The 14,182-nt window shown below is 66.3% G+C and carries 10 protein-coding genes; 8 read left to right on the top strand and 2 right to left on the bottom strand.

Features of this window, described 5'->3' with window-relative positions; genetic code table 11:
- Nucleotides 1-35: 35 nt before the first annotated feature.
- The 5 genes from H8F01_RS04745 (at nt 36) to H8F01_RS04725 (ending at nt 6,010) form a co-directional block, all read left to right on the top strand.
- Entirely contained in the window at nt 36-533 is a 498-nt protein-coding gene (locus H8F01_RS04745; protein ID WP_187057906.1) for a disulfide bond formation protein B, read from the top strand.
- A gap of 15 nt (nt 534-548) precedes the next feature.
- Nucleotides 549-1,934: a class II 3-deoxy-7-phosphoheptulonate synthase gene (locus H8F01_RS04740; protein ID WP_425490076.1), complete on the top strand. Its 1,386-nt coding sequence runs from the start codon at nt 549-551 to the stop codon at nt 1,932-1,934.
- A gap of 266 nt (nt 1,935-2,200) precedes the next feature.
- Complete coding sequence (locus H8F01_RS04735) at nt 2,201-3,823, top strand: MASE1 domain-containing protein (RefSeq protein WP_238481234.1); 1,623 nt, start codon at nt 2,201-2,203, stop codon at nt 3,821-3,823.
- 147 nt (nt 3,824-3,970) lie between these two features.
- On the top strand, nt 3,971-4,720 hold the full coding sequence (locus H8F01_RS04730) for a c-type cytochrome (RefSeq protein WP_187057904.1): 750 nt from the start codon (nt 3,971-3,973) through the stop codon (nt 4,718-4,720).
- Between the two features lie 3 nt (nt 4,721-4,723).
- Entirely contained in the window at nt 4,724-6,010 is a 1,287-nt protein-coding gene (locus H8F01_RS04725; protein ID WP_187057903.1) for a cytochrome c, read from the top strand.
- A gap of 6 nt (nt 6,011-6,016) precedes the next feature.
- Here the strand turns inward: H8F01_RS04725 and H8F01_RS04720 are convergent, their stop codons facing one another.
- The gene (locus H8F01_RS04720; RefSeq protein ID WP_187057902.1) at nt 6,017-6,994 is read right to left on the bottom strand and encodes an NAD-dependent epimerase/dehydratase family protein; all 978 of its coding nucleotides are present in this window, start codon (nt 6,992-6,994) and stop codon (nt 6,017-6,019) included.
- A gap of 91 nt (nt 6,995-7,085) precedes the next feature.
- On the opposite strand from H8F01_RS04720, the gene H8F01_RS04715 reads away from it, so the two are divergent.
- Entirely contained in the window at nt 7,086-7,979 is an 894-nt protein-coding gene (locus H8F01_RS04715) for a LysR family transcriptional regulator (RefSeq protein WP_187057901.1), read from the top strand.
- On the opposite strand, the gene H8F01_RS04710 is transcribed toward H8F01_RS04715, so the two are convergent.
- A complete protein-coding gene (locus H8F01_RS04710) occupies nt 7,964-8,476 on the bottom strand; it encodes a mismatch-specific DNA-glycosylase (protein ID WP_238481151.1) in 513 nt (170 codons plus the stop codon). The genes H8F01_RS04715 and H8F01_RS04710 overlap by 16 nt on opposite strands.
- Before the next feature lie 180 nt (nt 8,477-8,656).
- On the opposite strand from H8F01_RS04710, the gene rng reads away from it, so the two are divergent.
- Nucleotides 8,657-10,144 carry a ribonuclease G gene (gene rng / locus H8F01_RS04705; protein ID WP_187057899.1) on the top strand — a complete coding sequence of 496 codons (1,488 nt, stop codon included), beginning with the start codon at nt 8,657-8,659 and terminating at the stop codon, nt 10,142-10,144.
- A gap of 36 nt (nt 10,145-10,180) precedes the next feature.
- Nucleotides 10,181-14,092 (top strand): YhdP family protein, encoded by a 3,912-nt coding sequence (locus tag H8F01_RS04700; protein ID WP_238481150.1) that lies wholly within the window; start codon nt 10,181-10,183, stop codon nt 14,090-14,092.
- Nucleotides 14,093-14,182 lie beyond the last annotated feature (90 nt).

Genomic DNA, 14,182 nt, shown 5'->3' with positions numbered 1-14,182 from the left:
AATGTCCCGTTTTCGCACCGCACCAAAGCCAATCCATGAATCCTTTCCGCTGGTCGTATCGCGCCACTTACCTGGCTGGTTTTGCCGTCTGCGTGGCGCTGCTGGGCTTCGCGCTGTACGCCGAGCATGTGCTCAACATGATTCCGTGTCCGCTGTGTATCTTCCAGCGCATCGCCTTCCTGGTGATGGCGGTATTTTTCCTGATCGGTGGGCTGCATGCGCCGCGCGGTGGCGCCCGTTGGGTGTATACCGGGGGTGTAGTTCTCGGCGCGGTGGGCGGCATCGCGACGGCGGGGCGGCACCTGTGGTTGCAGACCCTGCCGGCGGACCAGATCCCGGCCTGCGGTCCGAACCTTGGCTACATGATGGATGCGTTCCCGTTCGCCAAGGTGCTGAAGATGGTGTTCACCGGCTCGGGTGAATGCGCCAAGGTCGAGCCGGTACTTGGCCTGCCGATGCCAGCGTGGACGCTGGTCTGGTTTTTGTTGCTGGTGATCGCGGCGGTGTACGCCGCTGCACGCAAGCGCGCCTGAGCGAGTCCTGTTTCCATGTCCCATGCCATGCCCATGTCCCCCGTGACCACGCCACCCAGCGACGACTGGTCGCCACGTAGCTGGCAGGCCCGCCAGGCGCTGCAGCAGCCCTTGTACGAAGACGCCACCGAACTGGCCGGTGCCACCGGTCAGCTGGCCACGCTGCCGCCGCTGGTGACCTCCTGGGAGGTGGTGGCCCTGAAGAAGGCTCTGGCCGAAGCCCAGGAAGGACAGCGCTTTCTGCTGCAGGGCGGTGATTGCGCCGAGAGTTTTGCTGACTGCACCAGCCCCATTATCTCCAACCGGCTCAAGGTGCTGCTGCAGATGAGCCTGGTGCTGGTGCACGGGTTGAAGAAGCCCGTGCTGCGCGTGGGCCGCTTTGCCGGCCAGTACGCCAAGCCGCGCTCCACCGATACGGAAACCCGGGACGGCGTGACCTTGCCGAGTTTCCGCGGTGACCTGGTCAACAGCCCCGAGTTCACGCCCGAGGCGCGCCGCGCGGATCCGCAACGCCTGATCCAGGCGCATGCACATTCGGCGCTCACCATGAATTTCGTGCGTGCGCTGATCGACGGCGGCTTCGCCGACCTGCACCACCCGGAATACTGGGATCTGGCCTGGGTCGAGCATTCGCCGCTGGCCGCGGAATACCGCCGCATGGTCACGGCCATTGGTGATTCGCTGCGCTTCATGGAGACGCTGGCCGGGCCTATCGCCGGTTTCTCACGGGTGGATTTCTTCACCTCCCACGAGGCGCTGCTGCTGCACTACGAGGAAGCGTTGACCCGGCAGGTCCCGCGCCACCAAGGCTGGTTCAACCTGTCCACGCACTTCCCGTGGATCGGCATGCGTACGGCCGCACTGGATGGCGCCCATGTCGAGTACTTCCGGGGCATTCGCAATCCCGTCGCGGTAAAGATCGGGCCGTCGGTGACGCCGGACCAGTTGCTGCCGCTGATCGATGCCCTCAATCCCGAGGAAGAGCCGGGTCGCCTCACCCTGATCCATCGCATGGGCAACGGCGCCATCGGTCGCGCGCTGCCCGCCCTGCTCGAGGCAGTGAAGCGCGAAGGCCGGCGGGTGCTGTGGGTGGCTGATCCGATGCACGGCAATACCGAAACGACGTCCAATGGCTACAAGACGCGTCGCTTCGACAATATCCGCGGCGAGCTGGACCAGGCCTTCGATATCCACGCGGCATCGGGCACGCGCCTGGGCGGCGTGCATCTGGAGCTGACCGGCGAGGATGTCACCGAGTGCATGGGCGGCGCCCGTGACCTCAGCGAGGCGGACCTGGACCGTGCCTACAAGTCCATGGTCGATCCGAGGCTCAATTATGAGCAGTCGCTGGAGTTGGCCATGCTGATCGTGCGCAAGTCGGCTGGGCCCATGGGGGCCTGAAGCGCCCCCATTCGACCCGATTTCTGAAGCCCGGCCTCGCCGGGCTTTCTTTTTGCATGGCTTGGGAGGCGAGACGGATGGCTGACGCAGCGCAACGCGTGATGTAAGTATTTTCCTGCGACAATCGTCAGCGCGCCGTCATCCGATCACACCGCCGTTGCGGGCGGCCGATGCACCGCGTCATCCAAACAGGGGTCTGGCACTACTCGATGGTCACGGGAACGAAAGGGAAGATCGGCGCCGGGAGGCGCGGAACCTTGCATGCGGTGCTGTGCCAGCTTGGCGTGGCGCTTGCCTATGCAACGTGTTACTCGCTCCTGAGATGCGTTTCGGTCTCGCACTGGAATCTGGTCGCGGGCCTGCGCGTGCTGTGCCTGCTGCTGGTGCCGCCCCGGTACTGGCTGGCCCTGGGCGTGGGCGAGGGCATGCCGCTGGCATGGCTGGGTTGGGACAGCCATGAAAGGTTTGGCACCTTGTGGGCAGTGGCGATGTCGGTGCCGCCCATCCTGCTGAGTACGCCGGTCTTTGCCTGGCTGCGCTGGCGGGTTCCCGTCTACCGTGGCGGCCAGGTGAATGTGACTTCGCTCATGACGGCCGTGCTCGCCGCTGCCGTCATCAGTGCGCTGATCAATACCGGCACGCTGGCGGTGCTTACGGTGCAGCCGCCAGAACATCCGCCGGTGATCAGCATCCACATCCTGCTGGAGTATTTCCTGGGCAGCTATCTGGGTGCGCTGACGGTGGTTCCGCCGGTCTTTGCGTGGCTCAGCTGGAGCACGCGGGCGACATCGCCGGAGCTTTCCGCCATCCGGCGTGCGGTCGCTGTCGATTGCGCCCGGGGCGTGGTTCCGCCGCTGCTGCTGCTGATCTGGCTGGCCTCCGAGAGCCATGGCGATGAAGTCATGGCCATCGCGCGCCTGGCCATGTTCCTGCCCGCCGCCTGGCTCACCATGCGGCGTGGCTGGCAGGGTGCGGCCCTGGGCGGCCTGCTGGCCAGCATTGCCATCGAGCTGACCATGACCGTGGCGCGCGACCCGGCCATCATCCAGGCACAGGCGCTGATCGCCTTTGCCGTTTCCAGCCTGATCATGCTCGGTGCGCGCGTGTCGTTGCCATCGCCGGTGGCTCCGCCGAAGGGCGAGCACGAGGAAATGCTGCGTGGTTTCCGACTGGCCCAGCAGGGGCTTTACCAGGAAGAGCTGCGGCTGCGTCACGTGGCCGAATCGCTCGACCAGCTTGGCCAGTCCATGCGCGATGGCCAGCGCCGGATGATGGATCGCCTGCGCCCCGTGCTGCCGGCGAACATGGAACAAAGCTACGCCCGTCATCTCGACCTGACCCAACGGGAGATGCAGCGACTCGCCGATACGCTGCATCCGCGCGCATGGCGCGAACACGGGCTGGCAGCCACCTTCCTGGACGGCCCGCTGTTGCAGGCGGCGTCGCTGGTCGGTGCGGACTACCGATGCACGCTGACCGGCAACGGGCTCAACCAGCTCGCGCCCGATGTGCACATGATGCTTTACCGGCAGACCTGCGAGGTGATGGTCTACCTGCTGGCGCGCGAGCCGGTAAGGCATATCCGCGTGCATATCCGCGGTGGCTGCACGCACGGCCGTCGTTGGGTGGTGCTGCGCATGACGGCCCGACGGGCGGTGCCCTCGCTGCGCGGCCGGCCGGTGCCCGAGTGGCGGCAGCTGGTGGCCTTGCTTGGCACCAACGGGCAGGGCATGGCCACGGTGCGCGATCGCGCGCTGATCTATGGCGGCATGGTGCACGAGCGGGAGAGCGAGGATCAGTTGGGCGTCACCCTGCTGTTGCACGATGCGCTGCGCGCGGATACGCCTGTGCACGACTTCGTCCCTGCCATTCGCTCCGTGTCGGCCTGATCGCAACCGTTTGTGCGACAAGATGTCGCCGCCGACTGTGCAGCCGGTTTGACGCTGTCGGCGCGAGGTGCATGCCTATAATCGGGGCCATCGTTCCGGCGCACCTTGAACCTGTGGTTGCGCCACGGCGCCGTAGGTAGGGGAAACATGAAGAGCCTCTCAGCGAAGTGGTCGCAGGTGGGTCGTGTGCTGGGCGCGTGGTTGCTGTTGCTGCTCGCCGCGCAGGCAACGGTGGCGAGCGCGCAGGAAGCGCCGCACCCCGATGTTCCCGACACCCTGCAGCAGCGCATTGCCGCGTGTACCGCCTGTCATGGCGTGCACGGCGAAGGCACGCCCTCGAGCGGATTCTTTCCGCGCCTTGCCGGCAAGCCTGCGGGTTATCTCGCGCGACAGCTGAAGGACTTCCAGGATGGCCTGCGCAAGTACGGTCCGATGGAATACACCGTGCGCCCGCTTAGCCCCGAATACATGCACGAGATTGCCGATTACTTCGCGGCGCAGGACGTGCCTTACGCACGTTCGCCGGTGCCTAACGTTTCCGCTGGAGTGCGCCAGCGCGGCGAAACGCTGGTAATGCATGGCGACCCGGCGCGGCAGATTCCCCCTTGCTCAGCCTGCCACGGCAGCCAGCTCACCGGCGTGCAGCCGGATATTCCGGGGCTGGTCGGTTTGCCCTACGACTACATCAGTTCCCAGCTCGGTTCGTGGCGCACGAAAACCCGCGCCACTGTCGCGCCGGACTGCATGTCGGAGATCGCCAATCGCCTGAGTGATTCGGACATCACTGCAGTGTCGGCGTGGCTGGCCAGCCGCGAGCTGCCAGCGGACATGCACGCGCAAGCGGCGGGTAGCGTCACGCCGCCGCTTCACTGCGGCGTGCTGGGCAACGGAGGCTGACTCATGGCGAAGCGCATCGCACTCATCGTCATCGCCGTGCTGCTGATCGCCAGCGGCTGGTGGCTGTTCCGCAGTGAAACGCGCCAACCGGTGTCGCCGTCCGCGAGCAAGGTGGATGCTGCTGCGCTCAAGGACCCGGCACTCATTGCCAAGGGTGAATACCTCGCCCTCGCTGGCGATTGCGCTTCCTGCCACACGGCGCAAGGCGGCGCCCGTTACGCGGGTGGCCGCGTGCTGCCCACGCCCTTCGGCAACATCCCTTCGCCCAATATCACGCCGGATCACGACACCGGCCTGGGCCAGTGGAGCTTCGAGGATTTCTGGCAGGCCCTGCACAGTGGCAAGGGTCGCCACGGCGAATTCCTCTATCCGGTGTTTTCATACACCTCGTTCACCAAGGTGTCGCGCGACGATGCGCTGGCCATCTTTGCGTACCTGCAATCCCTGGCGCCGGTGCGTGCACCCGCGCAGGCGCCGTCGCTCGACTTTCCCTACAGCGTGCGCAGCAGCCTGAAGGCCTGGCGTGCGTTGTATTTCCAGGAAGGTGAATTCCAGCGCGATGCCGCCCAGTCCGACGCGTGGAACCGCGGTGCGTATCTCGTGCAGGGCCTTGGCCATTGCAACGAGTGCCACGCACCGCGCGATTCGCTGGGCGGCCAGCAGGGCAAGGCTTCGCTGGCGGGTGGGCAGATTCCCGTGCAGAACTGGTACGCGCCGGACCTCAGCACGCAGGCCAACGGCGGGCTTGCCGGCTGGACCGAGCAGGACATCGTCGATCTGCTGAAGACCGGCACGTCGTCGCGCGGAACCGCCTTTGGCCCCATGGCGGAAGTGGTGACGCAGAGCACGCAGCACATGCATGAAGACGATCTGCGCGCGATGGCCGTCTATCTGAAGTCGTTGCCGGCGCGGCCCGCTGTGGTCGCCGAATCCTCGCCGCTGGATACGCGCGCCATCCTCGCCCAGGGCGCCAAGGTGTACGGCGAACGTTGCGCGGACTGCCATGGCAAGGACGGCAACGGCGTGGCCGGCATCTATCCGCCACTCAGCGGCAATTCGTCGGTCAACGAACCCACCGGCATCAATGCCACGCGCGTGGTGCTGCTGGGCGGGTTCGCGCCGGTGACGCAGGGCAATGCGCGTCCGTACTCCATGCCGCCGTTCGCGCAGCAGCTCAGCGATGCGGACGTCGCCGCAGTGGTCACCTATATCCGCCAGTCGTGGTCGAACAAGGCGTCGGTGGTGATGGAGCGCGACGTCGTCAAATACCGCCACACGCCGATCGACTGACCGGCATCACGCGTGCGCCATGCCGTCGGTCGAGGGCATGGGCAGGCAGCCCGCGCCGAGCAACGCTGCGCGCACCGCGTCGTCGACGGGTGTGTACAGATCGTTGCCAAGAAAGGCCCGCAGTTTGCTGTCGTCCAACTGCATGGGCTCGCGCCACAAGTAGCGCATCTTGCACAGCTCGCGCATCGTCACGTGGAAGGGCGAGGCTAGCTGCGCCAGCCACCACGGAAAGCGGCCGGCCTTGATGGCGTCGTTCCCGCTTGCGCGGCGCATCGCGGCGAGCATGGCGTGACCATCCAGCCAGTGGCCGCCGAAGTGGAAGCGTTCGAAGCGGGCCAGCTCGGTCTCGCGATCCAGCAGGCGCGCCAGCGCCTCGCCGACATCCGGCAGATAGGCCCAGCTGTGCCCAAGCGCGTAGTCGCCGGGGTAGGTCATGCGCGAGACCGGCTTGCCGGACTGCACCAGCCCCTGGGCGAACCAGTTGTTGCCGGCACGCGGGCCAAAGAAGTCTCCGCAGCGCAGAACAAGTACGCGGGTGCCCGCTTCCGATGCTGCCTGCAGCCGGCGCTCCATCTCCGCGCGGATCTCGCCCTTGCGCGTGCAGGGGTGCTGCGGGGAGTCCTCGCGCGGCTGCGGGAAGGCGTCGTGGCCGTAGTTGTAGACGGTGCCGGGCAGCACGATGCGGGCGCCGCAGGCCCGGGCAGCGGCGATGGTGTTGTCCAGCATGGGCAGCACCTGCTGCTCCCAGCCTCGGTAACCCGGCGGGTTCACGGCGTGCACGATCACGTCGACACCGGCGGCGGCGGCGAGCACATCGGCCGGGTTCATGGCATCACCGGTGCGCCAGTCGATGGCGGGATTTGCTTCCGGCACCTTGCGTACCAGGGCGCGCACCCGCCAGCCGTGCCGCAGCAGGGCAAGGCAGGCTTCCTGACCGATGCCGCCGTTGGCGCCCATCACCAGAACCGTTCGCTGTGTCTGCATGAGGAAATCCTCGTGGGGAGTGACGCCAGCTTGGAACCACGGTGATTCAAAGAAAATTACCCAATGTCGAAGATCTGCTATACAAATATGCATGGCTGACATTGAACCCGGCTGGGAGCTCTACCGATCCTTTCTCGCCGTGATGCGGGAAGGCAGCCTGTCCGGGGCCGCCCGTGCGCTCGGCATGACCCAGCCCAGCCTGGGGCGCCACATGCGCGAGCTGGAGTCGACGTTGGGCGCCGCCTTGTTTGCGCGTTCACCGCAGGGCCTGGCCCCCACGGAGCTGGCCCGGGAACTGGTGCCGCACGCGCAGGCCATGGCCGCGGCGTCGGCGGCATTGCAGCGCGCGGCCTCGGCCGGGCAGGGCGAGGTGAGCGGCACGGTTCGCCTGACGGCGAGCGAAGTGATCGGCGCGGAGGTGCTGCCAGCCATCCTGGCCGACTTCCGGGAACGCCATCCCGGCATCGTGGTGGAACTGGTGCTGTCCAATCAGGCGGCGGACCTGCTGCGGCGTGACGCCGACATCGCCATCCGCATGGTGCAGCCCACGCAGGAGGCGCTGGTGGCCCGGCATGTCGGCCGGGTCGAACTGGGCATGTTCGCCCATCGCCGATACCTGGAATCGCACGGATACCCGGCGTCGCTGGATGCGCTTGCCGGCCATGCCCTGATCGGCTTCGACACCGAAAGGCCGTATATCCGGCGCCTGCGGCCGGCCGGGCTGCCATACAGCCGCGAGCATTTCGCGCTGCGCACAGACAGCGACCTGGCCGCGCTGGCGGCCGTGCGGGCCGGGTTTGGCATCGGCATCGTGCAGGCGAACCTGGCACGCCGCGATCCGTTGCTGGTGCGTCTGTTTCCCGTCGAGCTGTCGTTGTCGCTGGAAACCTGGGTAGTGATGCACGAAGACCTGCGCCCCAGCCTGCGTGTGCGCCGGCTGTTCGACCACCTTGCGGAGGCGCTGGAGCGTTATACCCGCGGCTGAGGTAGCAGGCGAACCTCGTCGGCCAGCGCTCGCCAAGGGGCGAGATCCCAGTGGCCGCGGGCCTGGCCGGACGGCGAGGGCAGCACGAACAGCCGGGTCGATCCGAAGCACTCCGGTTGCAGTCCATAGCCGGTGGCCCGTCCCAGCGCCGCACGGGCGGCTGCCTTGCTGGTGAAGGCCAACAGGTGGGGCGCATGGTGCCGGATGCGCTCTCGCAGGGCATCGACGTCAAAGGCACCACGCGGAAGTTCGTCGTCGTTGCCCATGTGGTGCTTGGCCAGGTCGGTCAGGCCGATGCCCAGCGCCGGGAGCAGGGGAAACTCGACGGGGGCGAACAGCCGCGGGGTGAGTTCCACGGCATGCAGCGCGCGCCAGAACAGATTGCCCGGATGCGCGTAATAGGCGCCTTCCTCGGCCGAACGGCGCCCCGCGGCGGTGCCGCAGAACACCAGGGCAAGGCCGGGCTGAAGCAGGTCGGGCAGGATTGGATCGGGCATCCCGCGCAGCATAGCGAGCCATCTGGCGTCGGCCTAATGGAACACTCGCCGGTACACGAAATCCCTTGATTTGGGCGCCAGTTGGCGACGCCACCGGTCGTCCACAAAACAGATACGCATGCGCATCGACAGTGTGCGCGTCCTGCCGCTATAAAGATCGCCCACCCATGGGAGTTGCTGGTGAGCGAAGAAATCCTGATCAACGTGACCCCACGCGAGACGCGCGTCGGCGTGGTCGAAAATGGCATGTTGCAGGAGGTGCACGTCGAGCGGGCCTCCCGCCGGGGCTACGTGGGCAACGTCTACAAGGGGCGCGTGCAGCGGGTGATGCCGGGCATGCAGGCCGTGTTCGTCGACATCGGGCTGGAACGCGCGGCCTTCCTGCACGCCTCGGACATTGTGCGACTGCCCCTGCCGGGGGCCGATGGCGCCGACATGGCAAGCAGCGGCGGCAACGGCCATACCCCGTCGATCAGCGAGCTGGTGCACGAAGGGCAGGAGATCGTGGTGCAGGTGGTGAAAGATCCCATCGGCACCAAGGGCGCCCGGCTCTCCACCCACCTGTCGATTCCTTCCCGTTACCTGGTGCTGCTGCCGCATGCGCGCACGCTGGGCATCTCCGCCCGCATCGAGGAAGAACCCGAGCGGCAGCGCCTGAAAGAGGTGCTCAATTCGCTCATCGGCGAGAACCCGCTGGGTTACATCGTACGCACCAACGCCGAAGGCCAGACTGCCGAATCGCTGGCCTTCGACGTCACCTACCTGGGCAAGGTGTGGCGCGTGGTGCAGGAGAACATCGCCAAGGCCAAGGTCGGCGAGCGCGTGTATGAAGAGCTCTCGCTGCCGCTGCGCAGCCTGCGCGACATGCTCAACGAGGACATTGAGAAGGTGCGGGTGGATTCGCGCGAGACCTTCGAGAAAGTCGTGAAGTTCGTGCACAAATTCATGCCGCAGCTGGACGACCGCATCGAGCATTACTCCGGCGAGCGCCCCATCTTCGACCTCTACGGCGTGGAGGACGAGATCCAGCGCGCATTGAAGAAGGAGGTGCCGCTGAAATCCGGCGGCTACCTCATCGTGGACCAGACCGAGGCGATGACCACCATCGACGTGAATACCGGCGGCTACGTCGGTACGCGGAATCTCGAGGAAACCGTTTACCGTACCAATCTGGAAGCCGCACAAGCGGCGGCGCGCCAGCTGCGACTGCGCAACCTGGGCGGCATCATCATCATCGACTTCATCGACATGACCGACGAGGAGCATCGGCGCCAGGTGCTGCGCATGCTCGAAAAGGGCCTGCTGCGCGACCACGCCAAGACCACCGTCTACCCCATGTCGGCCCTCGGCCTGGTAGAGATGACGCGCAAGCGCACTACCGAGAGCCTGGAGCGCCAGCTGTGCGAACCGTGCCCGGCCTGCAGCGGGCGCGGCACCTTGAAAACCGCCGAAACGGTGACCTACGAGATCTTCCGCGAGATCACCCGCGCCGTGCGCCAGTTCAACACCGAGAAGCTGCTGGTGATGGCCAGCCCCAAGGTGGTCGGCCGCATCCTGGAGGAAGAGTCCGCCGCGGTGGCCGAACTGGAAGAGTTCATCTCCAAAAGCATACGCTTTCAGGCTGAGGAGCATTACTCGCAGGAACAGTTCGATGTGGTTTTGCTGTAACACGCGATGCCAGCTGCCGCACGTCGCGAGCCGGTCGTGAGCGCCTCCTGGTGGAAACGTACCCATTTCTGTGCCCGGGCCCTGGCCTGGGTCGGCGGCGTGGCCGTGATTTCGCTGGCCGTGCTGATGGGGCTGGCGCAGCTGTTGCTGCCACTGCTGGCTCACCACCCGGAATGGATCGAAACGCGGCTGGCGGCAAAACTGCATCGCACGGTGAGCATCCAGTCGATGGAGGGACGCTGGCAACCCTCGGGTCCGTTGTTTGTCATGCGCGGCGTCACCATCGGCGCGGGCGACAGCGGTGCGCCGCTGCGGATTCCCGAAGCGGAACTCAAGCTCGATCCGGGCGGCTGGTTGCTGCCCTCGCGCCACGTGGTGAATCTGCATGCGCGTGGCCTGCAGTTCGACATCAGCCGTGATGCCGATGGCACCTGGCACGTCAATGGCGTTGGCCTTGCCGGCGGCGAGGAACGGCAGAAGCCGGGCTTCGGCCAGTTGTCCATCGGCCTGTGGCTGAGCGACACGCGGCTGGACATCACCGACAACCACATCAACCGCCATTTCACCCTGCTGGCCGATCAGCTCCGCCTGAGCAGGCAGGGCAGCCGTATCCGCGTGGGCGCGCTGCTGCGCAGGGAAGGGGCGCCGGGCCAGCTACGCGGCGCCGGCAACTTCAGCGACGACGGCGCGGACGGCAAACTGTGGATCAGCGGCAACGACCTGGATCTGCATGTCATGTCGATCGGCGTGGATATGGCCGGCTATACGGCCGACAGTGGCACGGGCTCGTTCGATAGCTGGCTGGACTGGCGTGATGCACGCGTGGTGCGCAGCCTGACCCGGTTTCATCTGCACAACCTGAAACTGGGCAACCCCGATGGCGCCAGCGCCAGTGCGGAAGCCCTCGACGGCCTGGCCGAAATGACCATCGGCAAGGATGGCACCACGGTGCGCTGGGCCGCGGACGACGGTGGCGCCGCGGTGGCGGTGCTGAAGGGCATGGGCACCGACCAGGCCAGCGTCGATGTGGCCGCGCGCAACGTGCAGCTGGCGCCGCTGGTGCCCTGGCTGGCGCTCAAGCCGCAGCTGTCACCGGGATTGGCGCAATGGGTTGGCACCGGCAATCCGCGGGGGGAGATCACGCAGGCATGGCTGGGCTGGAATCACGCCGAAGGCCTGCGCGTGATCAACGTTGCGTTCGACAAGGTGGCCGTCAACGCCGTCGGCAAGCTGCCGGGCATCGACGGCATCCACGGCGTGCTGCGTGGCGATACCCAGGCCATGGTGGTGTCGCTGCCGGCGCAGGCCACCGTGTTGCGTTTTCCGCACAGCTTCCGCGAACCGTTCGTGATGTCCAGGCTTGGCGGTGACGTGGCGTTCTGGCGCGATGACGATGCCCTGCACATCGGTACCGATGCGCTGGATTTCGAAGGCGCCGGCTTCGGTGGCGAGGCGCGTGGCGAGGTGGCGTTGCCCAATGCCGGTGGCCGCCCGTTCCTCGACCTGTACGCCACCATCGGACATGCCGATGTGGCCGCCGCCAAGCTGTTCTGGCCAGTGGATGCCATGGCGCCGGCCGCGGTGCAGTGGCTGGATCAGGCACTGGTCAACGGCAACATCGACCATGGCGATGTGCTGGTACGCGGCGACCTGAAGGACTGGCCCTTCCATCACAATGAAGGACGTTTCGAAGCGCGCGCCGAGATCAGCGGACTGGAACTGGCCTACGGCCGGGACTGGCCGCACGCGCAGAACGTCAACCTGGTCGCCAACTTCATCAACGGCGGCATGATGGCCGAGGTAAGCCAGGGCGAGTCGCTGGGCAACAAGGTCAGTCATGCGGTGGCGGTCATTCCGGAGCTCGGCCGCACCGTGCTCGACCTCAACGTGAGCGGTAACGGCAGCGGCGCAAGCATGCTCGACTTTGTGCAGCGCAGCCCCATCGGCATGCATCATTCCGACGTGCTGTCGAAGATGAAGCTGGGCGGCGGTGGTGCATTCGACTTCCACCTTTCCCTGCCGGTGGCCGATGCAAGCAACTTGATCCTCGACGGTCGCGCGCAGCTCAAGGACATGGATTTCAACGCGCCGGAGTGGAACCTCCAGCTCGACAAGCTCACGGGGCCGGCAACCTTTGACAAGGCCGGCTTCCACGCAGGTCCCCTCGATACCAGCTTCCGCGGACAGCCGGCCAAGCTTGACCTGGCCATTGCCGGCGCCACCGGACAGCCCAACACCGTGCTGTCGGCCAGGCTGGCGGGGCGTTTCAGCATGGCCGAGCTGACCCAGGGCTATAAGCAGATCGACTGGCTCAATCAGGTGGCGAGCGGCCGCAGCGATTTCACGGTGGGCTTCAACATCGTGAACACCGCAGGTTCCGGTTCCGCGGCCACCACGCAGCAGCTCAGCGTGGATTCCATGCTGGGCGGCATGGCACTGGAATTCCCCGTGCCGCTGAAGAAGTCCGCCGAAGAATCCTTGCCGCTGCATCTGGAGATGAACCTGCCCATGGAGGGCAGTGACGTGCAACTCGCGGTGGGGCAGGTGGTGCGCGCCCGCATGCGTGTTCCGCAGAACGACAACCAGACGCTCGCGGCGACCTTCGTGTTCGGCACCAAGGCGCCCGATGCGGTGCCCGACAAGGGCATCCGTATTCGCGGTCGCCCGGCACGGCTGGATGTGACCGGGTGGACCCAGTACGCAGCGTCGGGCAGCAGCGCCAACGGGCCAGGCCTTGAAAGCATCGATGTGGTCGCCGACCAGGCCCAGGTGTTTGGCCATCCATTTGCGAACATGCATCTGCTGGCGACATCGCAGGCCGACGGGCTGGTGGTGGACGTGGACAGCGCCGGGCTTGCCGGTCGCTTCAATGTGCCGCTGGCCGATCTCGGGCGCCGTGGCGTGACCGCACGCCTGCAACGCCTGTACTGGCCCAAGGACACGCCGGCGCCAAAGAAGACGGGCGCCGCCGCCGATGCCGGTACGGCAGCGGGTACCGCGACCGCAACGGCGGCAGGCGCTGCCGCGACGCCGCCGGTCAATCCCGCCGCCACGGGCATCACGCCGTCTGCCTTGCCACCGTTCCATCTCTGGGTGAGCGACCTGCGCTTCGGCGATTCCAAACTGGGCGATGCGCGACTGGAAACCTGGCCGACCGATCACGGCATGCATATCGATCAGATCCGCACCTTGTCGCATGGCGTGCAGATCAACGGCGTCGGCGACTGGAACGGTAGCGCCAGCGACAGCCACTCGCACATGCGCATCGATTTCGCCGCCGACAACCTGGGCGACATGCTTGGTGCGTTCGGTTACGACGGCCTGCTCGCCGGCGGCAAAGTGCGTGCGCAGCTCGATGCCACGTGGCCCGGTGCCCCCTCCGCCATGGAGCTGGGCACCATGGACGGCAAGCTGAGCATCAACATCACCGATGGACGCATGCCGGAAGTGGGCCCTGGCGTGGCGCGCCTGTTCGGTCTGGTGTCCGTGCTGGAACTGCCGCGTCGCCTGTCGTTCGATTTTGGCGACGTGTTCGGAAAGGGCCTGGCGTTTGATGCCATTGCCGGCGACTTCAAGCTCGGCGGCGGCAACGCAAACACCGACAACCTGCAGATCCGCAGCCCTGCCGCGGAAATTTCCATCAACGGTCGCACCGGCGTGCGCGCCAAGGATTACGACCTGCAGGTGCTGGCCATTCCACACGCCGGCAACAGCCTGCCGGTGGTCGGCGCCGTGGTCGGTGGGCCCATCGGTATCGCCGCGGGTTTCGTTGCACAGGGTCTGCTGGGGCACGGCATCAATCGCGCTGCCAGTGCGCGCTACAAGATCACCGGCAGCTGGGACAAGCCATCGATCACCCTGATCGAGAAGAAGGACGTGCCGGTCACACCGACCGTGTTGCCTGAAAGCGGTACGGCACCGGCGCCGGCGAGCAGCAGCGGGCGCTGAGCCACATCGGTGAGCTTGTAGGAGCGCACTTGTGCGCGACCGCATCGGTCATGCCGACGTCGGCGGTCGCGCACAAGTGCGCTCCTGCAG

This window comes from Dyella telluris (assembly GCF_014297575.1).
Classification (GTDB): domain Bacteria; phylum Pseudomonadota; class Gammaproteobacteria; order Xanthomonadales; family Rhodanobacteraceae; genus Dyella; species Dyella telluris.
Note: the sequence above shows the minus strand (reverse complement) of the source record. Positions and strands in the feature narration are given on the sequence as shown.

Coding starts and splice junctions, on each gene's coding strand:
- H8F01_RS04745 (WP_187057906.1), top strand. CDS start 36: ATGAATCCTTTCCGCTGGTCGTATCGCGCCACTTACCTGGCTGGTTTT.
- H8F01_RS04740 (WP_425490076.1), top strand. CDS start 549: ATGTCCCATGCCATGCCCATGTCCCCCGTGACCACGCCACCCAGCGAC.
- H8F01_RS04730 (WP_187057904.1), top strand. CDS start 3,971: ATGAAGAGCCTCTCAGCGAAGTGGTCGCAGGTGGGTCGTGTGCTGGGC.
- H8F01_RS04725 (WP_187057903.1), top strand. CDS start 4,724: ATGGCGAAGCGCATCGCACTCATCGTCATCGCCGTGCTGCTGATCGCC.
- H8F01_RS04720 (WP_187057902.1), bottom strand. CDS start 6,994: ATGCAGACACAGCGAACGGTTCTGGTGATGGGCGCCAACGGCGGCATC.
- H8F01_RS04715 (WP_187057901.1), top strand. CDS start 7,086: ATGGCTGACATTGAACCCGGCTGGGAGCTCTACCGATCCTTTCTCGCC.
- H8F01_RS04710 (WP_238481151.1), bottom strand. CDS start 8,476: ATGCCCGATCCAATCCTGCCCGACCTGCTTCAGCCCGGCCTTGCCCTG.